Origin of the sequence: Psychrobacter aquaticus CMS 56 (assembly GCF_000471625.1) — a bacterium.
In the GTDB taxonomy this organism is placed as follows: Bacteria; Pseudomonadota; Gammaproteobacteria; order Pseudomonadales; family Moraxellaceae; genus Psychrobacter; species Psychrobacter aquaticus.
The window spans coordinates 1-24138 of the sequence record NZ_AUSW01000022.1 but is presented as its reverse complement, the minus strand read 5'-3'; the positions used below and the strand labels follow the sequence as shown (position 1 = coordinate 24138).

General features: G+C 40.5%; 14 protein-coding genes. 7 read left to right on the top strand and 7 right to left on the bottom strand.

What is annotated here, in order from left to right; all coding sequences use genetic code 11:
• Positions 1-39 precede the first annotated feature (39 nt).
• A complete protein-coding gene (locus M917_RS13975; protein ID WP_021813960.1) occupies positions 40-1098 on the bottom strand; it encodes a M15 family metallopeptidase in 1059 nt (352 codons plus the stop codon).
• Positions 1099-1560: 462 nt separating this feature from the next.
• Between M917_RS13975 and M917_RS06315 the strand changes: the two genes are divergently transcribed.
• From M917_RS06315 to M917_RS06280, 7 genes are all read left to right on the top strand, one after another.
• Positions 1561-3267, top strand: coding sequence for a hypothetical protein (locus tag M917_RS06315; protein WP_152513961.1), 1707 nt, complete (start codon positions 1561-1563; stop codon positions 3265-3267).
• Positions 3268-3337: 70 nt separating this feature from the next.
• Positions 3338-7345, top strand: a complete 4008-nt coding sequence (tssM, locus tag M917_RS06310) for a type VI secretion system membrane subunit TssM (protein WP_021813958.1) — start codon at positions 3338-3340, stop codon at positions 7343-7345.
• Positions 7342-8322, top strand: coding sequence for a type VI secretion system-associated protein TagF (gene tagF, locus M917_RS06305; RefSeq protein ID WP_021813957.1), 981 nt, complete (start codon positions 7342-7344; stop codon positions 8320-8322). The genes tssM and tagF overlap by 4 nt, the downstream gene beginning before the upstream one ends.
• A 72-nt stretch (positions 8323-8394) precedes the next feature.
• Positions 8395-9231 (top strand): OmpA family protein, encoded by an 837-nt coding sequence (locus M917_RS06300; protein ID WP_084606173.1) that lies wholly within the window; start codon positions 8395-8397, stop codon positions 9229-9231.
• A 77-nt stretch (positions 9232-9308) separates the two neighbouring features.
• A complete protein-coding gene (locus M917_RS06295; protein WP_021813955.1) occupies positions 9309-12002 on the top strand; it encodes a DUF2345 domain-containing protein in 2694 nt (897 codons plus the stop codon).
• A complete protein-coding gene (locus M917_RS13705; protein ID WP_021813954.1) occupies positions 11992-12831 on the top strand; it encodes a hypothetical protein in 840 nt (279 codons plus the stop codon). The genes M917_RS06295 and M917_RS13705 overlap by 11 nt, the downstream gene beginning before the upstream one ends.
• Positions 12832-13564: 733 nt before the next feature.
• A complete protein-coding gene (locus M917_RS06280; protein WP_021813953.1) occupies positions 13565-14302 on the top strand; it encodes a hypothetical protein in 738 nt (245 codons plus the stop codon).
• A 162-nt stretch (positions 14303-14464) separates the two neighbouring features.
• On the opposite strand, the gene copM is transcribed toward M917_RS06280, so the two are convergent.
• From copM to M917_RS06245, 6 genes are all read right to left on the bottom strand, one after another.
• A complete protein-coding gene (copM, locus tag M917_RS06275; protein WP_021813952.1) occupies positions 14465-15199 on the bottom strand; it encodes a CopM family metallochaperone in 735 nt (244 codons plus the stop codon).
• 113 nt (positions 15200-15312) lie between these two features.
• Entirely contained in the window at positions 15313-15780 is a 468-nt protein-coding gene (locus M917_RS06270) for a DUF305 domain-containing protein (RefSeq protein ID WP_021813951.1), read from the bottom strand.
• Positions 15781-15850: 70 nt separating this feature from the next.
• On the bottom strand, positions 15851-16477 hold the full coding sequence (locus tag M917_RS06265) for a DUF411 domain-containing protein (RefSeq protein ID WP_021813950.1): 627 nt from the start codon (positions 16475-16477) through the stop codon (positions 15851-15853).
• A 1492-nt stretch (positions 16478-17969) separates the two neighbouring features.
• Entirely contained in the window at positions 17970-18527 is a 558-nt protein-coding gene (locus M917_RS06255; protein ID WP_040642186.1) for a hypothetical protein, read from the bottom strand.
• A 17-nt stretch (positions 18528-18544) separates the two neighbouring features.
• Positions 18545-21607: a tyrosine-type recombinase/integrase gene (locus tag M917_RS06250; RefSeq protein ID WP_021813945.1), complete on the bottom strand. Its 3063-nt coding sequence runs from the start codon at positions 21605-21607 to the stop codon at positions 18545-18547.
• Positions 21604-24138 (bottom strand): hypothetical protein (locus M917_RS06245; protein WP_227500820.1); only part of this gene is annotated, 2535 nt, incomplete at its 5' end. The genes M917_RS06245 and M917_RS06250, both read right to left, overlap by 4 nt.

Genomic DNA, 24138 nt, shown 5'->3' with positions numbered 1-24138 from the left:
TGTCCATATTTTTCAATTCACCTTGAAATATTATTGTCATTATTGACTGGTCAAAATCTCTGCCATTTCTGGGCGACCGAGCACCCCTTTTTTACGTAACTCAACATGGCCAAGATCCATCATCCGCCAATCACCACCCCACACAAGTCCAGCAGATTTGGCTACTTTACCATATAATTTATAGCCTCGCATCGCCCAAGGATCCTTTTCGGTTATGACAATTTTGCCACTTCTGATAAAGGCACTATCAGCAGCCAAACCAAACTGATGATAACTCTTATATGATCCAGCCTTTGTCACGTGTGTGCCTTTTTTAAGCAGTCTTGCCTGTCTTGCAGGACTGCGGTAACCTTCTAAAAGTACCATATCATAGCCATACTGATCACTCATTACTTTATATACGGTCAACAACCGTTGAACAAAATCTGAGTTCATTTTTTGCCAATTACGGTCAGCGTTTTTAACATTGATGTGCCCATTATGTAGATGCGAAGCCAGCATATCGCCCGAATATCCAGCAGTATGATCTTGAGCATTCAAATCAGACAAGTCAGGCTCAGGTAACATCAGTGGTCTATCGTCCTGAGTGACGTTCGTCTCGGCATCTGGCCAGTAGCCATCTTCCGTCTTGCTGGCTTGATAGCTTGCAATCTCAGCATCAAGCTCAGCGAACATCTCTTCTGGCGGTGGTGGTGGTGGCCGCAGGCGTTCTCCTATCAGCAATTGGCTAATTTGTGAGCTTGCGGTGCTCGCTCCGGTATCTTGAGCGTGATAGACATCAAGAGAGTTATTGGTAATCAAGGCATAGCACAGCCCAGCCGTTGCCATAACGATCAATAGCGATAATGCCGATATGACTGGTATTCGGGAGACATTTACATGCGAGAGAAAATCGCTAGATTTCTTTATACCAGCGCGAAGCAGTTTTGCTGGCGCGTCTATTGACGGACGATTGATGTTACTGATATCAAAGATAATTAGTCGCTGAAAACAGATGGCTGCTTTATCAAACAGTCGCCCACATAATTGCCGATCAAAGAGCATGACAATGATGACAATAGAAACAAGCGTAAATATAGAAACAGTCAAATACAGCATAAGTGAAAGGCAGCGGCAGTTAAGACGATGAAAAGATAAACAGGCGTTTATCATTGCTATTGCGCAAGTATTATATAGACAAATCATCTCCATTTAAAAGAAAGCTGACTTAATTATACTTATTATTTGTTTTTTTTCTTATTTGTATTATTTATAAGTCAATTTATCCCAAAATAAAACAATCAAATCTTACCTAAGATCCTCTCCATCCTTTATAAATCAAAGAAACTTTGGTCTAGCTGACTATTTAAAATATAATATATTCTAAATATAGAATACTATTTAAGCAAAATAAAGTCGTCAAATATACTAGAAAGAACCATGTTAATACCATAAAATACTGCCTAACCATATTGGTTGTACCGTAATAACCACAGTAATAACCAAACAAATAGGGAGTTTTTATAAGTGGGCACAAAAAAAATACTGTCGTATGGCCGCTTTATTTTAGGAATGCTTTTGGTGGCATACCTTGTCTTGGTTTGGATGTACTTTAAAGACAATGCACGACAGCTCACTTCATCTGGCTTATTACTGTGGTTTGTGGTCATCCCCCTGCTGTTACTTGGTTCTATCATGGTGCTTCTATGGTGGCAAAAAAAATCAGACTATCAAGCCGTAAATACGCCAGATACTTTGGGTGAAAAATCTGGTGAACAAGCAACCAGCAAACAGCCCGTTACGCATAAATTATTTGTATGTAGCCGTGTTTGTTTGCCTGAAGGAGACTGCTGGTCTGAGGTGATTGACAATAATGAAGACCTGACGGTATTAAGTGATGATCTGGTAGGTGTCGACGGATTGCCTATGTTGATAAAACCGATTGCAGGACTAGCCGATGCCGCCTCCCTACCCTATAGCTATAGCTATATGTCTAATGCAGATTTAGCAGACTCAGATTCTGATGACAACCATTTAAATAATGCTATCTATCATGAAGACTTTAATGAAGGTGATGGGCGTACAGAACGTATTGCTGCGCTAAATAGTACAACCTTACGCTTATGTTCCTTGATTCATGAGCAGCTCGCTATGAGCGATGAGATATTGTCTACCTTGGCCGAACACTTTCTTCAACATCATCAGCAAGACAGTGCAAAGGCCAACTCTGCCATCCATATTCATCCTGAATGGCAACAGCATTATTTGGTGAGTGCCAACGAAGAAAGTGATACCAAGCCCATTCCTTCTGCCGTCTCACTACCCAAGCTACCCATTCATTTATGCATACCTGCCAGCGCTGATTCGGCGGTACTTATCGCGGTGCTAAAAGAGCAATTGACTGCTTATGGTATTCCAGAATCTCTAGTCTCTGTGACGCTTATTGTGACCAATGATAATGAGCAAGCAGACAATATAGAGACTTACGAGCCTTTGGGATTCATCAATGAACAGTTGATGTTATTGTCTCAATCGGCTGTCCCTGAGCTGCGTTTAATGCTCATTGTAGACTCTCAGATTAGTGATGAATGGTTAGATTCTCATCTGTACTCAGAACTTAGTTCTGACATCATTCCTACCGAAGCGGGCGTGCTGCTGGTATTTTTTAATCAAGCTGCTCAAGATGTGCTCGATATCAATAACCATACTGCTGTCTTATTGACTGAAATTTGCACCCCTAATACCAAAGACACTGATGTTAAGAATCGTCATGCTAACAAAAGTGTTAATAAAAGTGCCAGTAATCAGAATGCTATAGACAACTCGCTTCAGACTACTGATCACCTCAATAATAAACGCAGCTACCTCAATCATTTAACAATTATCAAAAATCTATTGATAGACAATGCTCTGTCGTTATCACCGACTCTTACAGCAGAGCCAAAACCTACAAAAAAATCAGCCAGCGCCGAACTCAAGACTAATGTTTTTTTATCTGAAATAAGTATGACTGCTATATCAGACATTAATCCAGTAAAGCAACCTTACGATGTATCAGTATATATGAACTTTCTTGAAGCATTTATAGCAAAAGGCGCGCTGGTAAATGAGTATAATTTAGGGCATTATATGCCATTGAATCAGTGGTTGAAACCGTTTATCGGCTTATCACTATTCGTTAACTTAGCCGGAAATGACCGACAAGAGTCAGAATTACTATTTTTATTTACCCAACATAAGCAATGTTCTATGCTTTGGTTAGCCGATTTGTCGCAAACATCTGAATGATCGCTTTTGATAACGCTTCATCGTGGTAAATACTCATTTTATTATCTTAAGATCACACTAGGTAGCACGCATGTTTTCAAGGTTTTTCCATCTTATCTACAATCCAAGAGTGTTGTTAGTTTTGGGTATCCTAGTCGTTCTAGTCGTGCTATATGACTATGTGACCATTAAAACCTTTTTCATTATTATCAGTATCCTAATAATATGCATGGTGCTGGGCGCGCTTGCCTACTATCTGTGGAAAAAACGCAAAGCTGCCTCAGACGAGCTGGCCGACTTGGTCGAAGATACCGGTAATGAGAGCCACGATAAAGAGACTCATGTGGCAAAAGATGAAAATGCTCAAGAGGTACAAGCACTACGTCAGCAAATGCAAGATGCCATCAAAACCATTCGTAAATCGAAGATTGGTGATCAAACCGGTAAGGCAGCTTTATACGAGCTGCCGTGGTATATGGTTATTGGTAATCCAGCGGCGGGCAAAAGCTCAGCAGTACTACACTCTGGCCTAAAATTTCCCTTTATGGAAAAGACCAATAAACTATCGGTAAAAGGGGTTGGCGGTACGCGTAACTGTGACTGGTTCTTTTCGACCGAAGGGATTTTGCTCGATACCGCAGGACGTTACTCTGTCTATGAAGAAGATCGCTCAGAATGGTTGTCTTTTTTAAATCTACTCAAAAAGAACCGACCTAAAGCACCAATTAACGGCATTATCATTGCTGTGAGCATTGCCGAACTCACCAAAAACGATCCAAGCTACGCTTTGGATTTGGCCAAAAACTTACGCAGCCGCGTCCAAGACTTAACCGAACAGTTAGAAGTCTACGCGCCCGTCTACGTGGTCTTTACCAAGATGGATTTGATCTCAGGTTTCCGTGATTTCTTCAATGATTATGAACAAGAAGAGCGTAATCAAGTGTGGGGCGCAACCATTCCCTATCCTGAAGATCCTGAAAACATCAATATCACCGATGTGTTTGAAGAGCATTTCGGTATTTTGGTCAATGGTCTAAAAGATTTGAGCACGACTAAGCTATCCCTGCGTCATCAGCGTACTGTGTCTCCAAGTCTCATGACTTTCCCCATGGAGTTTCAGTCGTTACGTCCGATGATACGAACGCTCATGCACGCCTTGTTTGAAGACAACCCTTTTCAATTTAAACCCATACTGCGCGGATTTTACTTCACCAGCGCCTTGCAGGATGGACAAGTTAACAGCCAGATGACCCTGCAAATGGTGCAAAACTACGACTTGCACCCGCCAGCTGTACCGCTTAACGCGCAGCAAGAAACCGCAGACAAGCCTTATTTTTTACAAGACCTATTTTCAAAAGTCATTTTAAAAGACAAGCACTTGGTCAAACAGCACAAAAACCGTAATAAACGCAGTCATCGTGCGCTTGCTACTCTAGCCGCCGTCGTTACTTTGTGCGCGGCTGTCGGTCTATGGACATGGTCATATACCAATAACAAACAACTGACTGAACGCGTCGTGGCCGACTTACAACAAGTTGCTCAGCTACAAGAAAATTCTAATGGTAGTCTGCAATCTCAGCTTGAGTCCCTTAGTATTTTGCAAAGCCGGATAGAACAGCTTGAGGGCTATGAAGAAGACAAACCGCTGTCTTTACGCTTTGGTCTCTATCAAGGCGATACCCTCAAACAAAAACTGCTCGCAGAATATTACAATGGTATCAACATCATCGTCCTAGCACCCACGACACAAAACATAGAAAAGTTTTTGACAGAAGTAAATACAAACGCCGCGCAGCTAGAAGTACGCACAGAGGAATCGATAGCTGATGACGCTTCTGAGACTGCCACTATTGACGCCTATATTCAGTCCGATCCTACTGATGTTGAAGACGCCTATAATGCGCTCAAAGCTTATTTGATGCTTGGCAATCATGACAATCTAGAGACCAGTCATTTAAGTGATCAGATGACACGGTTTTGGCGCAACTGGCTTGAAGCCAACCGCGCTGATATGCCTCGCGATAAAATGATTCGCCAAGCTGAGCGTATTTTGAGCTTCACGCTCGCTCATGCCGATGATCCAAATTTTCCGCTCGTCCAAAACGACTTAGGACTGATAGATAAAACTCGCAGCAATCTGTCTAAAGTCAGTAAAGGTCAGCCTGCTCGTGAGCGTGTCTACTCTGAAATCAAAATGCGTTCATCTGCCCGCTTTCCATCGGTCACGGTGGCTCAGATTACCCAAAACACAGCCAATGAAGCTCTATTAGGCAGTTATGTGATCTCAGGTACTTTTACCAAACAAGCGTGGGAATCTTTTATCAGTGATGAAATTGATAAAGCGGCCACCACGAGAGTCGTAGCAGATGATTGGGTACTGGCAACCAGTAGCCAAGATGATCTAACTTTGACGGGAAGTCCTGAACAAATTCGCCAATATCTGGTCAATCGTTATAAGCAAGAGTACATCACTGAGTGGAAACGGTTTTTGTCACAAGTTTATGTTCGTGATAGCAAAGGATTCGATGACCATGCTGTCTTGTTAAATCAGTTGTCTAACGCCACAGAGTCACCGTTAAAAACGCTCTTTGAGACGGTTGATCGTCAAACTCAGTGGGATAATCAAGCGGCCAACCAAGCCTCTGCCAATAGTGGTGAGTCTCGACGGTCATTTGTCAATTGGTTCAAGCAAACCATACTGCGTCAAAGTCCTGCGGAACTGCGACAAGCAGAAGCGGCCATGAATAACGCTAGCAGCGCTAACCCTAATGCGCCTATAGCACAAGCACCATCAGGTGTAATAGCCCAAGAGTTCGCTTCTATCCATGCCTTGGTGACACCAAGAGAGGACAATCAAGACTTATCGTTGTTAGACAATTATTTAACAAGCTTGGGAGATATCCGAACTCGCTTCAATAACATTGCACGTAGTGCTGATATCGGTCCTGATGCCTTATTATTTGCATCGCAGACTCTCAGCCCAGAAGGTTCGGAATTAACCAAGTCTTTACAGATATTGGATGAGCAAATACTCAGTCAAGCCAACTCTGAAATAAAACAGCTCGTTCGCCCCTTATTAAGTGAGCCATTGACTCGCTCGTTTAATATGCTGCTGACACCAACGAAAGCGGAAATTAATAAAGTCTGGAAAGCACAGGTACGTAAGCCTTTTGTTGACACTTTAGAGAAAAAGTACCCGTTTACTGCCAATGCCAATTTAGAAGCAACACCAGCAGAGATTGGTCAATTCTTTGGTGAAGATGGCTACGTAGCCCGATTCGTCAACGAGACATTATCACCCTTTATCATTCGCCGCGGTGATCAAATCTCAAGCAAGATATGGAATGGCGCAGGCTTAGGACTCAGTCCACAGTTTGTCGCTGACTTTGGTCGTTACTTTGTCAATTATACGGGCAGCAATAGTGCTAGTGCATCTGGGGCTAATGGTGCTTCGAGTAAAACGACATTCCAAATCATGCCACTTCCAGTCAGCGGCTTGACCGAGTATACGATCGTCGTCGATGGTCAGCAACTGCGCTATCGTATGGGCACGCAAGCATGGACAACGTTTGTATGGCCAAATCCGAGCAGCCAGCCTGGGGCGAGTATTAGAGCTAAAGATTATGATGGTAAAGATTTTACGGTGTTTGAGGAAGCTGGCAGCTTTGGCGTAGAACGTCTTATTAATAGTGCGCGCCGTACTGAGCTTGGCGACGATATCTTTGAGATGGCTTGGTCAGGTGATGGTATTACTATCTCTGTCCGCTTTAGAATCATCAGTGGCAATAGCAACACCGCCAGTCAAGGCCGCTCTACCAACCCATTTACGGGTATGAAATTGCCGGATGAGGTCATCGCCCTTGGGGTCACGCGTACAGCAAAACCCATTACTGATAACAGCGCTGGCAATAGCACTCCTTCCGCTACCAATAATTCGGTAGCTCAAAGTAGTGAACAAAGCAGTACAACCCGTTCACAACCAGCAAGCGGACTGAATGTAACTGACAATGCTAATGATGGCAGCGATACACAAGCAGACACTTCTGTTTCTGCTAATAACAACGCAGTCGTAGCTGAGCAGGAGGAGCAAACGCCATGACTCCTGAACGCTTACCTTTAATATATTTTGGCAAACTGCCAGCGCGTGGAGACTTTGTACGCGCGCGTGCCCATATCACCGAGACCAACGCCATTGATGAGTGGGTCAGTCAGGCCCTAGCAATTTCGGAAAAAATATTCAGTGAGCGCCTGACAGATAATGCGACTACCAAAGAGATCAATTGCTTAAACTTTAGTCATATAGATACCAGATCTCATGAGATTATCACTGGCGTTCTTATTCCAAGCCATGATAGTAGCGATAGAAATTATCCTTTGATAGGGTTTGGCGTGCAGCACTCTGATAAACCAAAAAACTGGATGAACTACCTGCCCATCAAGTCATCGAATCTTTGGCGTGAAACTTACGAAATCTTGAGCATGGCTAAATCGCAAACTGACAACACCCATCTTATGGAATCCCTTAACCATAGCCAGCTTACTATCGATAACAGTGCCAGCACTTACTACTATGATTTTATTAACACCACGACCTTACATGATATATCGATGTTAATGAAAATCGATAAGGCACAACTGATACAACAAATTATCGCGACTGGCTTGTTATTTTTGCCTACTTTTACCAAAGGTTTTCATGGTCTGAATAAAGTCATCTGCTGGTCACTCACGTCTGACAAAGAAGCCTCAATAAACATGGCGACTTTTTGGCATGATCTGATTAATGGTTTTTATCAGCCGCATCAGCTTTATCTAAACACCTATCTGTATCGCGCTTCTGATTGCTATCGCATGCTCTTGAGTTTTACTAAACCAGATGGACGGATACTTGAGCAAATATCAAAAAATGACGTGCATTATCCCGAAGACTGGGTGGTCATCGCCAATAGCGACTGGACCCAAAGCTATATCGATGAAGATATCGGATTAACCCGTTTCAATAAAGTATTGGTGCAAGACAACCTCTATCTTTACGATGCTAGGCAATTGTTCAAAAAAACGTTTTTGGCACAGTAGCTTTTAGAATCACCATTCATAGCCATGTGTCATACACTGCTCAATCATATTAAAATTAGAAAAGGTACTTGAATGAAAGTCCTCTCCAGAACGACGAAACCCAAGCTAACAAGTCACATAAGAAGCTTGCTGTTAGTGTCTGCTATAACCCTTCCTATTAGCGCTGCTGTCTTTGCAGAACACAACGACGCTCATGTAACAAGTGGCTCGCAAAATGTACCTGTCGTCATCAAAGGTGTGGTCGCTACTAGCTCAGACAAACAGCAGCTTCTAGAAAAGCTAAAAGCGCAATACCCTAACAAGCCAGTTAGAGATGAGATTGAAGTGCGTTCAAACATTAGTATACCCACCAACTGGCAACAGATAGCGACAGCCATTATCGATAGCGACATCTCTAATATTAGCCAAGGCCGTATTGACATTCATGGTACAACCATTAGCCTACATGGCAAAGTGAGCAGCCTTGAACAAAAACAAGCGATCCAAAATCGTATTCATACCCGCTTAACCGATCTCTATCAGTTAGAAAACCAGCTGGTTGTCGTAGAAGGTGAACAACGCCTCATAGATGACACTTTAGGCAATCGTATCGTAGAGTTTGAATCTGGTAGCGCCAACCTGACGCCCATGGGACTTGGAATCTTAGACGACATGGCAGCTGTCTTGCGCCGCATCAGTGACAAACCCGTTCTTATCACAGGTCATACCGACAATGTCGGCAACCCTACAGCCAACTTAGCCTTATCAAATGAGCGTGCAGAAGCGGTTAAGCAATATTTGATAGGTCGTAATATTGACGCTGCTCGTCTCAGTACTACCGGCAAAGGGGACTCTGATCCTATTGCCAGCAATGACAATGAAGAGGGGCGCACTCGTAACCGCCGTATCGAATTTACCCTTAGCGAATGACGCCACTGTATATGACGATAGTGGCAGATAAAGACTTACCTTTATAAAGCCCTTACTCAAAGAATAGAGACATTACTATGTTACGCGTGACCAACACCGTGCTCCCAATGCATCCTGATAGACTCTATGCCAGTGAAGGCAGTACTCAAGCGCCCTATCCAAGTGCTCGGCAAGACCTAAGTGCGCATCAAGCGTGGCAAAACATGCTCATTCAAGGGTTTTGTGAAGCTGATATTATTGACCAATTGAATCCCAATAGTAGTCATCAACACCAGCAGCACGGTATCGATACCTATGTACTACACGTCTATATTCATGAACGTCATCATCCACCTTTTACGCCACTGACCCATTTAATTGGTAGTCCTTTGACCTTAAGCTTCGACACCCCAAGTGGCTTAAGCTATCGCCATCTATACCTGACGGCTGTGCATCAACTGGATCATGATGGCAGCTTTGGTTATTATCGTCTGCTCGCACAACCCATCACTTATCGCTTGCATCAGCATCTCAGCTGTCACATAGATACGGACTTATCCGTACAAGCAATGGTAGCAGAACGCACAGCCCCCTTAGATATAGAAATAATCGATGATAGTAGCAATGATGATGAAAATGGGGCTGGCTGGACACCTGCGCGGATGACCCAATGGCAAATCAGTGACTGGACACATATTTGCGAGCGGCTCTCACGTCAAGGGCTGACAGCTTACCTACGACACGAGCAAACTGACGATCACCGCCCACCAAAGTTAGTCATTACCTCAGCGTACCCGAGCGATAACGATGACATCAGCGTCAACATTGGCCCTCTACGCTATCAACAAGTCTTACATGACCGTGTCCATGCACCCGTTTTAGCACTGAGCGAACAAGTTATTACCCAACCCAGCTCGGTGATGATGCAGCGTTTCAATAGCGCAACTGTCTCACATTCCACCCAGTCCTCTGACGTTGTTACTAGCATTAACAGTAGTCAAGAAGAAAGCCAAACCCCTAGTAACACGCTGACTTTAGATACTCCCGCCGCTTTTGCACCAGTGACAGATGCTGAAACCATTGATGAAGCTACTATCGCGGCGAACAGCCACCAAAGCCACTATGGCGTTTATCATGCGCTTGCACATGCTACCGACCTAAACGTGGCTGACACCTTTATGCTTGTCGACCACAGTGCACTCAATCAACATTACCGCGCAACCCATATCGTCCATTTGGCTCGCAACAGTCTAGCGCATGTGACAGGACTGACCATTAGCCGTCGCCATCATGAACGCCATGCCTCTTCGTTAGAAGCTGGCAGCCACTTGACTCAGCTGCGCCTAATTACCGCGGACACGTCATGGGTCGGTAGTTTTTATAGCAAACGCGCACTACCACCGATGACAGGCATTACCGAGACCCAAAGTGATGCTGATAGTCGCAATCACATGACACCTACCAAAAACTATCTACTTGATAGTCCGGCACAACCCATTAACCGATTAGAGGCAAAAGCTGGCGCTAACTACGGCACTCACTTCACTCATAGAGCCGATGATCAAACGCTCATGCAGTCTATTGGCGATAGCGAGCACTTAATCAACACAGGTAGTTTGTTATCCACCACGCGCCCTAGCCTATTTGCCACAGACAATGAGCAAGCAGTTGAGAGTGGCTATCGGCATAAAGTAGATGACACACTAGCAGAATGGATCACCGATCATCGTATAGAACAACCTTACTCACAATTAAGCGTTAAAGATGGAGAAGTTGCCGCTAGCATAAAAATGGGTGTCATCAATCCAGTAAAAGACAGTGTCAAAAGTCAAGGCATCAGTGCCACTACCAACGCTCAAATCAACATTAAATCTGGTGAAGCACTTGTCCTATCGACCCAGCCGCAAACCCATGCACAATCAGAACAACATAACTACCAGCACCATACTCCAACTTTGACCCAAACCAGCCTTGGTGGCCAGCATTTAGTGGAACGTTTAACGCAATTGGCCACAGGTTTAGGACGTAACGTAAACGACCATCAAGCCATCAAGTTCCAACTTGAATCAATCATAAAAGAACAAGACGCTAAGACCCATCAAACAATACCCCACACGTTAATCGATAGTGCATCCGACATTAGTTATATCAGCGAAGATATGATTATTCATCGGTCGATGGGTGAAATGACTACCACTACCCAGCAAGATATGACAATCAGTAGTGGTGATGCTCATAGCCAAGTCAGTAGTGAATCACTGAACCTCATAGCAGATGGTCAGTTTAGTATGACCAATGCCAAAGACAATATTATGCTGTCTGCCCATACAGGCAAACTTGCAGCAACGGCGAAGCAAGATATCAACATCGCCTCCTCCACCAAAGAAGTTGAGATAGTAGCGACCAATAAGATTACGCTGACGGCTGGTGGTGCGAGTATTACGCTTGATGGTGGGGATATTACGATAACGGCAAAACAGTTTACGGAGAAAGGCGGCAAGCATAGTAAGGCTGGGGGTGGAATGGATGGGTTGGGGTTGGCAGGGTTGCCTAACATTATACCTGAGACTAAGACGCTAATGAATGGGGTTTATAATTTAGCTTATCAGTTTTTGGATGGTGAAAATGAAGGTATAAGTAATAATGAATATATAATAATAGATGAAAAATCAAAATTAATTGAATCTGGAATTACTACTGACAGTGGTAGAACACAAACAGTTTATACAGAACGTAGTGAGAAGTTAATTACGTTTTTAAAGATTGAAGATGGATGGGACTATGGCAGCTAAGTATTGTTACACGAGATTTAAGCTATTTAAAAATGAAATTAATGTTTATAAATATAGGGTAATATTTATTATAGGAAACAGATCTGTAAAGACTAAAACATTGACTCTTAACGATAACAAATCTAGTGATATTCGAGCAAAGATAAATAAGAACGAGTCTATCAAAAATTGTAACGCTTACGTAGATATGTACCTAAAGAATGGTACTAAAATTAATTCGAAACCTTTACTACTAAAAGTATCTGATGCCAGTTTAGAAGAAGAAACTCAAAACTTAGGTATCTCAGCAACCACCTCACTTGACAATATTTATACGTTATTTTCTTTTTCAGTGACAACTGGTGTGACTCAATCACATCCTAACGTTAAGGAAACAAAACTAATATACACTATGAAAAATGCTCCCGCAATTCCAGCCGGTTTGCGATGGGTAGCATTCTTGAGAAATGAGATTAAAAAGTCTGCCAGGAAAAACGAAGTTGCAATTATGGCTATTGCTTCAATAATTTTTCAAGAAAAATACCATGGAATCTGGGCAACTTATAAAAATAATTTATCGTATGTTCTTAAAGATCTAGATCGAAATTCATCCTATGGCTACGGAGAAATGCAACTTGGTCTAGCAGCAGACTTGCTAGGCTACAGTGAGCAAAAAAATCCAAAATATCTACGTAAAACTTTCGATTTAATAACTACTAATGCAGAAGTTGCTTTAGACTTAGTTGGCAAAAATATAAATATTGAGCAAACTAGAAGAGGTAGAAAGCTTAGTACATTCGAAGCCACTGTATTTCATAATAGTGGTGTGAACGGACTAAATAGTATATAGATGGTGAGATATCTCAAAGAAAAATTGTAAGTAGTGTATATGGCAGATCTTGGCAATGGCAGAATGCTATATCAGAAGCATTAAATGGTAGATTAGTTGGTCAACCAGATAACTGTAAATTAGATTCATGTAACGCCTATATTGAAGAAGATTTAACATCGTGGAAATATAACTCTACTTTACCAACCCAATTTTAGGACTTATGAGATGTCTACGTTATTTAAAATAACATTTCTTAGCTTTATTTTATTGTTGCTAAGCTTATTTTCTGAAAGTAATGGCGGTCTTTATATTTATTCATATTTGAGTGAAAATGATCTATATAAAATATCCGACTTGCAAGGGTCTGGATCTTCTGATTTCGTTCTTGTGGTTCTTAGTAGCGGTATACTGTTCACGCTTTTTCTTACAACTTCAATAATAAAGTCTATAAAACTAGAAACTAAATATATTTTATTCTTTTTTTATATACTATTGTCTGCGTATATACTTTCATTGTTTGAAACCTCAAGTTTTCTTCATATCAGTTATTCAACGATTTCAGTAGGTAAAAACTTTACGTTCACAGCTTGGTTCATGGTTTACATCGTAATAATCATTACTGTCGTATATCAAATCCTAAGACGAATAAAAAGACTGTTTTGAGTTTTTTATACTCATTATTATGAATACCATACTTAAAATTTGAAACCTTCCTACTCACTTCACTCATAGAGCCGATGACCAAACCCTGATGCAATCTATTGGCGATAGCGAGCACTTAATCAACACAGGTAGTTTGTTATCCACCACGCGCCCTAGCCTATTTGCCACCAATGAAGAACAAGCCATCGAGAGTGGTTATCGGCATATAGTAGATGACACCCTGTCGGAATGGATTACTGACCATAGAAGCGAGCAAGCTTATTCACAGTTAAGTATCAAAGATGGACAAGTTGCCGCTAGTATAAAAATGGGGGTTATCAATCCAGTAAAAGACAGTGCCAAACGTCAAGGCATCAGTGCCACTACCAATGCCCAGATCAATATCAAGTCTGGTGAAGCGCTAGTCCTATCAACCCAGCCGCAAACCCATGCACAATCAGAACAACACAACTACCAGCACCATACTCCAACTTTGATCCAAACCAGCCTTGGTGGCCAGCATTTAGTGGAACGTTTAACGCAATTGGCCACAGGACTTGGTAGAACGGTCAATGATCACAGTCTGATCAAAACGCAGTTAGAAGCCACCAGTGACGAGCAACAAAGCAAAACTCATCAGCAAACACCTTACACCTTAATCGACAGCGCAGCTGATACGAGCTACGTCAGTGAAGACTTGCTCATTCAACGCACAATGAGCGAGATGATCAGCACTACCCAGCAAAATATAATGATTAGTAGTGGAGATACTCACAGTCAAGTGAGTAGTGAGTCATTGAACCTCATAGCAGATTATGAAATGCTAGGCGCCTTACCTATCGTATAGGAAACCATCTTTGAGTTTTGAAAAAAAAAGCAAAACCACTAACATATGGTTTCTGTCTTTTCGAAAATATGATGAAGAAACTGGTACAACCATAGGATATACCGTTTCTTTAGATTAAAGCGTGTCATCAGTTAGCTCATGAGGGTTAAAAATATCAGTCATCTAACCATCATATTTGGCTAACCAGTTTTGCATTTGTTCAATTTCAGGTTGCTGTGCGTCGATTATTTCTTGTGCTAGTTTGCGCATTTCTTCATTTTTACCATATTTGAGCTGTATCATGGCCATGTCAATCGCACCAGCATGATGTGGCAACATACCGCGAACAAATGCCTTGTCAGGATTGGGATCAGTAATACCAGCCATCATTTCACCATGCATCGCATCCATACCATCAGCATAGGCTTTTCGCATGGTTTCAGTAGCAGCTGTTGGCTCAGCAACATCAGGATTGTCGGCAAGCCAGCTCTGCATTTGCTCAATTTCAGACTGCTGGGCGTCGATTATTTCTTGTGCCAGCTGACGCATCTCGGCATCAGTGCCATACTTTAGCTGAATTTTTGCCATGTTAACGGCGCCAATATGATGACCAAGCATGCCTTGAGCAAATGCAACATCCGGATCATTGTATGCCATGCTGCTCATCATCTTATCGTGCATAACCGTCATGGAGTCGTTATACTCCTTGTTCATGATCGGCATGGCATCACCTGTCATATCATGACCAGCATGCGCGTCCATCGCGTGAGCATCTGTAGCTGCATTACTCGTTGAGGTGACGTTTTCGTTTGTAGTAGCACTTGTACTTTCATTGGTAGGCTGACAAGCACTAATTATTAATACCGCACTGATACTAGTAGCAAGAATGGCAAGACGTGATTTTTGAATGTTCTTCATGGTGTGTTCTTCATGGTTATGGTTGATATAAAACTGACACGTCAGTTAAGATTTACCAGTTAAAAAAGTCATCATATTCGTATATTAAAAGTCATTCTTCTATCAATAACAGCTTATTCCAACTCTTGAATAAGTGCTTGCATCTCACTTATTTCGCGTTTTTGTGCTTCGATGATGCCATCAGCAAGCTGCCTTACTCTGGGGTCTTCTATATCCGCTCTTTCACTGGTCAAAATAGCAATTGAATGATGCGGTATCATGGCCTGCATCCAATCGACTTGATTGACAGTGGCTTGTGATCTAACGCCCCAAATCCCCGCTGCAAACAATACAATACTTAGACCATAAACCATTAAATTAACCTTGGTTTTCTTATACATATTGGTCATGAATGCCAGCATAATTACTGCCATGCCAGCACCCATATATAACGCCATGTAAGCTCGGGTTTCGCTAAAATACACATGTTCCCATTGATAAGTATTGAAATACATCATGATGTACATCACTACGGTAGACGTAAGAATCATGAGGGTAAATTTCACATAAGGATTCATTTGTTTTTGCTCTTCATGATTCATCAGTCAATCTCCATTACGTTTGCAAAATAGCTAAAGTCTAAGAAAATATTTCTAGCTCTGAAATACTAGCCTATAACTGCTGCGCTGAAGACTCAACTTCGGCATATACTTGGTTTGTACCATCTTTGTTTATTTGCATAATCTGATATGGCATGAACTGGTCTTGATATTCCATACCAGGGCTGCCGACTGGCATGCCTGGGACAGCCAAGCCGATGGCTTGCTCCGGCGGATTCTGTAAAAATTCAGCCACGTACTTTGCAGGTACATGGCCTTCAAAGACATAACCATCAGTGGTGACTGTTGTATGACAAGAGCGCATTTCAGTGGGCACGCCGTAACGGTCTTTAAATAATGACAAGTCTGTTGGGTGCTGAACCGTTGAGCTTAAACCATGCGCCTGTGCATGATCTACCCACTCTTTACAGCAGCCACAATTGGCATCTTTATAAATAGTGGCTGACACGTTTTTGAGTAGGTCTGAATTGCTTACTTGAGTGGCTGTAACCGCTTGCTCCACTGGCATGGCACTCGAATCAACAGCGTTGGCATCAGGAGTACTGGCCTTAGAAGCATTGATGTCAGCTTGTCCACAAGCTGATAAGATGACAGTGGCTAGTACAGCTGTAGCTACTCTCACTCGCTTCGGCGACTGACTAAAAGGCTTGAAATCAGACTTAACAGCAAAAATAGTCATAATGGCTTCTCATTTCATTTAATATAGAATAAAACTTTATAAAGTTAAGCTTTAACACGCTTGTAAAGTGTCGAAAACCCACAAATGATACTGCTAATACATATGGTCAGCGGACAATAAAATCAATATCTTGACAATCACGTGCTGCTGGAATGATACAATTATATAAGTGACAAATTAGCAGCATGACTCTGACAATCAGATGACGCCAAGATGACAATCTTGTCATCTTATGCCCCAATCACAGGAGTTTGCTGACTACTCCTCTATCATTAATAGCGGTAGACACAGCAATACTGACATCCACCTAAATAATCGGCACGAGTATGCTATAAAAGTACTGTTAGTCGAAGATGAATGATCCCTTGGCAATTATATAAAAAAAGGCTTGAGCGAGGCCGGCTTTATCGTTGAGCACAAAACGACTGGCCTTGATGGTTATCACGCCCTTATGACTGAAGATTACAATGCCGTGGTTGGTGCATACGTTAATTGTGTTCTACTGGAATAAACTTCCTTCGCTGGCTGTTTGCAGGCGTGATAGAGGCTATCATAAAATTCAAACCTGTAGAGCTGCAACCTTTTAGATTGGATCCACTATATAGTGAGTGCGATTTTATTTTGAACTGCCTATAGTGGCAAGTCTTAGCCAATAGCAACGCTAGAAGTTATGGCAAGTTGCAAGACTTAGCGTTGAAAGCATCTCTCTTTAATACAAAATAACAGACACAAAAAAACCTCAAGCAACCTAATGCTTGAGGCGAAACTTGCTTAAACTCGAAAGTTTAAATTCGTTTTAAATATGGCGCAGCGGACGGGACTCGAACCCGCGACCCCCGGCGTGACAGGCTGGACAAGGGAGATTTCGTTAAATTGCATTAGAGTACATTAACATACAAAACCTTATAATGGAAGGCTTACAGAGAAATCTATCTGACAACGCTTAGCATAATTTAAAGTTATTTATTAAGTCAGATATACTAATTTTGGTCACTTATAATGTATAAAAATTATACTTTATTAATAAAAATACGTATATTTTTTATACAATTAATTTGGATAGATATTGCTAGAAGTGCCTTAATATACATCCCAAATCTTCTAAAACTCGTACTCCACCGCCCTATTTTTAGCGAGGAGCTATTGGATAAGTTTGAATGGATTTACATATTACCTGATAAGAAACGCTTTGCATTTTTTGCCTTACTAAAGGCACTACCGAGCACTAAGACCACACCTTTTAATAAGCAGCGATTGGCTACTTTAGTAGCGCTATTCTCATTAGGCAGCATGTACTATAAAAAATACTTGCCTTCGATATTAGCCGCGTCTCTTTGACAAATATAGCATTGCCACTGCCTCTTATTTTTTTGGACTATTTTCAATGTTTGGTGCGCTGATATTGTTTAGCAGTCAGTCTTTGTTAACAGAAAATCATAATTTAAAACCGCATGCTAGACAACAATAAAGTTTCACTATTATATGGTTTTAATCATGATTTGCACTGCTTACTGATCGTATCACGCTCCATATCTAATAGACTTGCAAAGTCAATCTGGCGTAGGTAGCCCTTATCTCCATCGAATAACGCGCTCCAAATCCTGCTTTTATACTCTTTGCTAAGCATTCTCAGTTGAGGCTCCATCGCCCCAGGCTTTTTCAAGGATAAAATTGAGATAGACCTCATAAAATCCAGATAGATGAAATCTACAATATCTTGCTCAAACTCAGCTTTACTACTTTTTTTAGATTGACTGTAACTCTGGAATAGCGTGTTATCAGCACTCATGTTATTAATATCAAACAAGGGGTTAAAACAACCTCCGATTATACGATAGGTATTTGTCCCTGACCCCTGACTAATCATTGAAATATTATTTATTGGCATACCTCTGTGGTACTCTAATTTAGCGGTCATATCGGATAAAAAATTTTGTTGATTGCCAAGCAAATAGGCTTCAGTGATTAGCTTATACAGCTTTTTAGCTAGCGGATGAAGACTAATCACTGTCTTACTGTTCGGTGTTACGGTTTTAGACGCTAAATTCATTATTTATTCCTAAGTTGTTAAGACTCTTTATCTACTATACGATCACCGATCATAATAAACACATAATGACAAAATATTTGCAGTGTTCTTACGGTCCATGCGCTGATAAGTAAACTAGACTCAGACCTTTCTTCAATTCGATCATCTTCGGTTTGGCTCACCAATGAGAGCTCCATCCGTATTTTTTTCTGATATTCTGTGCCTTTAGTACTGCTGTTATCTACAAAGTCTATTTGGGAAGACACAAATCTTTTGATTATGGGACGCCACTGTTTTAGGTTATCGCTACTTGCTTGTTTATAGTTATAAACTTTTAAACGTATGTCCTTTTTATATACCAAATTTACGAGAGTTTTTAGATAGTCATTTAATATATCAGAGTCATTAAAATTAATATGATTTTTATAATATTGAGAGTTTTTGAGCGTATACAGCACAAACTGATGAATGATATCTTTGTCATCTACCTTGTATAAGCCTCGAAATTTACTGGTCATTTTTTTCATTAAGTCTCTGTCTTCAGCAAATCTATCTAAAGTTGGCAAGAGATGATGACTACTATCAGGCGCAAATAGCCTTGGTTTATTATGAATGGTTTGAAAATCAGCATGATTTCTAAGGTACTGAGCATTACTAAGCCAACTGTCAAAAACATGCTTCTCTATCTCAAAAATATCTATTAACTCAGTATGCGTATAGTCTCCTTTTTGCGTATAAGCATCTAAGACTTGACGCACCTCGTCAAACGCGTATTTCTTACGTTTTTTAGGTTTCACGCTCATTGGGTTAATAAGCTCATTTTTAATTTTAGGCTTTGCAAGTGGCTTAGACTTGATTTTCTTAATAAAATAGTCATTTATAGCAATCGGATTGCTTTTAAGCTCGTTTTTTCTGCGTCTAGGCACACCTAGCACGTCACTGTGTTCAGGTTGTAGCATGAAGTCTATATGATAAAGAAGTAGCCCTAGCTCAATATCTGTCAAATGGACATAAGAAGCAAAAGTAGTGCTTGGGCTTGCATGACCCGCTATGCCAGATAATGCATATATTTTTTTATACTGTATCGATGTTTCGATGTAGTTCAGTATTTCACGTGCCTTATCTTCATCATAAGGCAATAAGTCTTTTAGCGCCTGCAAGCTGCAATGTTCATAGTTATCAAAACGATAGCTGTTATCATATAAAAACGACATGAGCTGAAAATTGGTCAGAAAGCTGTGCCTCAAATGATGGGTCGTCAAGTACGCAAGGCCAGTGGTGCCTTTAATCAAGTCTGTCAAAATACGCGACATATCACCTGACAGATAAGGCCTACCAGTTTGACTGGCTATTAGGGTATCTCCCGCGCTTTGATGCCGCCTGAGTACTACTCTTTTAAGCAGTAGCATATCTGAGTCAGTTAATAGCTGATTTAATAGTACTCGTCGTAGTGCAGAGCTGGTTTTGTTGTTTCCGTATTTATTATCACGCACTTCTAGATAAGCTGATGATTGGGCGACATCTCTTAGCCTTACTTTTACTATTTCGCCTATTCTAAGCCCGCAGCGTTGACCTAGTATCAATGAAAGCTGTATAGCCTCTGACTCGTCCTTAGCTACCTTAAGGTTTTGAGCATTAATTAGGACAGCTTGAAACATGGTTTCTGATAAATAGCCCGTTTTATGATGCGCTCGAGTTGCAGAAGATAGCGGTGCGATAGGCTCAATATTAAAACTGTTAACCATATAACGATGAATATCGTCAATATGAGCAGCTATGGTGTTTTTGGCTTTTTCAGTTTTGCCAAGTTCAATCAATTCATTATAGATATCCTCAAAATCGTCTGCAGAGCAGTCATAAAAATCCACGTGTTCAGTTACAACCAACCAGCGATAAGTGATCATATTGCTATAGGTTTGAATACTACTGACTTGACAGCTATCAGTTTTAGACAAAAGCCATCCTATAATAGCCAATTCATTCAAGGGGGCGCTATCAGACAGTAAACCTTGGTAAATTTGCTCTAAGTCAGCTGTAAAAGTAATTTTTGAGACTTTTTGACCTTTTTTTCTTTTAAACAATTTTGCAATTTCTACCGCTGTGGTGTGATTGGGCTTTTTGAGTTTGACCATGCCATCGTTTAATGCGTGAAGCTTTAAGTCATAATGTGTGTCAGCGTGATGACTGATATCATGAGCAATAGATTGCCAATTATCCCTTGGTAGACTGTATGTATTCTCATCACCAGTAATCAGATACCATGTGTGCTCAGGGATATCTATACCAAGGTAGTCTTCTAACACATATATTGCTCCTCTCAAAAATTTACTCAACCCCATATCCAATGGAGTCTGGCTATTTGATTGTCGCATTCGTAGGCTCGTATATAAGTCCTTTACTTTAACACTATTCGTTTTCAGATCAGATTTTGGTTGCTGGTGGTATAAGTCGATTAATCGTGCGGTTAATGGTGATAAAAAGACCTGAGCTTGATGTACAGCCTGTGAGGCTACAATAGTATTTGTATGATACGTCGTATCGTCAATAATAATACTGATTAAAGGCAAACCAAAAATAGATTCTATATTTAATGAATCATCAATGACATTATTTAAAATAGCCTGCAATACTGGCGCTTTTAGTACTGCACTATGAAAAATAAGCGACAGCATCAGGTCCTCTAATACGAGTTGTTTTTTATTAGTTATATCATCCATCCAGCTGATATAAAATCTAAGTATTTTTTGGCCGTCTATAAACCATGATTCAGTACGAAAACTCTTTGGTCGCTCGGAGACTACAATATATTTTGGAAAGCCCAAATTGACGTCATGATCTTCAATATAGTCTTGGCAGTAACGGATGGCTTCGTTATATCCGTAGACATAGCTGCGATAGTTACGAAAATTTTTATGTTTTTTTAGTTCGTGATCAAACTTTTGCCACATAACGTTAAATACTTCTTGCTGCTCCTCTGATTGTGCGACTACATCAAGATCAACGTACTTTTTAACCAAACGTTGCGCTCGTTTGCTGCTTTTCTCTAAGTTTATATTTCTGTTATTCTCTCGTTTTTCAATACCAGATGCACGTTGAGTCACTTTCTTCTCTCCAGTATCATGGCCTCAAAACCAATATTTTTAAGCACTTCATCCAAGTACACCGAAAATCGTTTTAATTCGCTGCGTTTAAGGCCGCTATAGCGATTATAAAAATCAAAACCAAGAGCGTCAGCATGTCCCATCCACGCTCCAATCAAATCGTGACTAAAGCTTTCATATACTGAACGATCATTTAGAGAGTATAGACCCTCCTCAATGGCCTGAAACGATCGAACAAAATGACGATGCCAATTCATAGGTAGATTGATATGCTTAGACAGCCGTTCATGAATGTAGTTTTTGTTGAGAGGAACTTCGGCAATCCTATCAGTTTCTTTATCAAAATTAAGATAGACGATCAACCCAATATGACTTTTAAGAATACTTTGGTAAATACCACCAAGCGGATTATCTAATCTGGATAGAATACTAGCGTTCTTCTGCAAAAAGTGAACATACTCTTGAATTTGTTCATTTGCCATATCTGGTAGATAAATGAACCGTCCTTGTGTGTCTTGATGATTTTCTTTATCACTAATAAAAAATTTCTTAGTAAGAGTATCGATATGACTGAGCCTACCAAATGGTTCACTAACAGGACGATAACCACTCGATATTGATAGCATGATATACAAATAATCAGTGAGCATATTGTGCATCTCAACCATTGATTCGAAGTCGTCAAGACGCCTATTATCAATTTGTGTTTGTAATCTATCACGTAGTATAGATACCACATGCTCCAAACGTATTTCACTAACAGCTAAGGCACTGCCAGTTTGTTTATCCCAGTAGCCTGTCACCTTCTCATCCAGTAGAGTGAAGAATTTATAGACATATCTACTAGAGTGCTGATGATCATCAATCATAGTGGATATGTGTTTGATAAAGTCATACTGACAGCTATATAGATCATATTGACTGACGTTAAAATAAGGGAGCGCTGATTGATGATTGATAGGCTGTTCAGTTAGTACATCTATCAAAGCAGTATCACGTCCTTTTTGAGTTAAAAAGTGAGAAATATAGTTTTTAACCTTGTTTATTGTAAGCCTGGTTCTGTACTCTTTATTGATACCTTTAAGCTGATTACTTGCTTGCTGTATAACCTGTTCAAAAACTTTTGGACTTATATCGTTTGCAATGCAGTAATGCAATTTGCCTATAATTTCAGGAAAAAAAAGCGTAAGACTGTCTCTATTATCAGCACACAGGCTAGTATCCCAATTATCTTGAATGACACTTCGGGTTGGCGTAAATTCTAAAGAATAGTGATAAGACTGATAGCTTAATTTAAGGTTTTTAGAGATGAATATGTTAGGCAGCCCTGATAATAAAAGCATTAGCAAATAGAGCGCTGCTTGATTATTGATATCAAAATCAATGTTTATATTATCTTGATCATATATATCGTCTAGCTTTTCTAACTTTAGTTCTAGTAACGTAGTCATTAGGCTATTGGCTAAGACCTTAATGTCATCTGGATGTGCATTGTTCACATCTGTCGCTTGACTCATAATGCGTTGATGGCGGCTATTTACTTGCTGCTCTGCCCGTACTCTATCTAAATAATAATTAGTGGGTTTTGTAATAGATATCTGCTCAAATGAATGCTCTTCATCATCTTGACGCTCTTCTGCTTCAAAAGCGCTATTATCGTCAACCACTTCTGTGACTAAAATTAAATCACTAGTCATATTTCCTGTAGTGTCATCTATAGATTCCGAACCATCGATAAGCTTCTCAGCCTGTTTGACGTTACGTGTGATACCAGATTCATTCTTAAAGCAGTTTTCAATCGGTAAAATAAACTCATAAATATAGTTTGATAGTTTTTCATTTACTTCATCTTGTTGTTTTGATTGACCTCTATCGTCCTCAGTATGTTGATCTTTTTCAACAAAGTTTTTTAAAGCATCAGGGTCTGCTTTTTCCCAGATATCATATAGCTCATTACCTTTTACTTGCTCAAGTGTCTGTCGTAATTGTTGTAGTCCTCTAATTTGTAGAATATCTGGCAAGAAAAGCACTAAAAAACTTCTAACTTTGTTTGTCAGATAACGGCACTCGTTTAAGGTTGTCTTAATACGGCTATCATAGTCTGTTAACTCAGCCATTTTTAGACAAAGCAAAAAATAAACCGCGCGATATATATTAATTTTAAGGCAAGGAGCACGGCTTGCTAGAAACGCAATAACGTAGCGTTCACCAATTTCTTGTAAAAATGATTTGTCTTTAATACCATTATCGTAAATAGGACTCTTTTTAGGATCTATTAAATCCGAGTTAGAACGCTGTTTTTCAATCCAAGCAGATAGGTATTGGTGCTCTTCGGCTAGCTCAGTTTTGTAATATGAAGGCGTAATATCTAATAAAAAAGTAAGTTCAATAAGTAGACTTTCGATTTCGTGATTATGACTTAGTTCTAAAATATGTGAATTTAGCCATTTTTCAATATTATTACTCTGTTTTGAGTTATTATCTTTATCAGCCATTATTCTGCCACCATTACAAGCTATTTGAATAACTGT

Coding starts and splice junctions, on each gene's coding strand:
- M917_RS13975 (WP_021813960.1), bottom strand. CDS start 1,098: ATGCTGTATTTGACTGTTTCTATATTTACGCTTGTTTCTATTGTCATC.
- tssM (WP_021813958.1), top strand. CDS start 3,338: ATGTTTTCAAGGTTTTTCCATCTTATCTACAATCCAAGAGTGTTGTTA.
- tagF (WP_021813957.1), top strand. CDS start 7,342: ATGACTCCTGAACGCTTACCTTTAATATATTTTGGCAAACTGCCAGCG.
- M917_RS06300 (WP_084606173.1), top strand. CDS start 8,395: ATGAAAGTCCTCTCCAGAACGACGAAACCCAAGCTAACAAGTCACATA.
- M917_RS06295 (WP_021813955.1), top strand. CDS start 9,309: ATGTTACGCGTGACCAACACCGTGCTCCCAATGCATCCTGATAGACTC.
- M917_RS13705 (WP_021813954.1), top strand. CDS start 11,992: ATGGCAGCTAAGTATTGTTACACGAGATTTAAGCTATTTAAAAATGAA.
- M917_RS06280 (WP_021813953.1), top strand. CDS start 13,565: ATGCAATCTATTGGCGATAGCGAGCACTTAATCAACACAGGTAGTTTG.
- copM (WP_021813952.1), bottom strand. CDS start 15,199: ATGAAGAACATTCAAAAATCACGTCTTGCCATTCTTGCTACTAGTATC.
- M917_RS06270 (WP_021813951.1), bottom strand. CDS start 15,780: ATGAATCATGAAGAGCAAAAACAAATGAATCCTTATGTGAAATTTACC.
- M917_RS06265 (WP_021813950.1), bottom strand. CDS start 16,477: ATGACTATTTTTGCTGTTAAGTCTGATTTCAAGCCTTTTAGTCAGTCG.
- M917_RS06255 (WP_040642186.1), bottom strand. CDS start 18,527: ATGAATTTAGCGTCTAAAACCGTAACACCGAACAGTAAGACAGTGATT.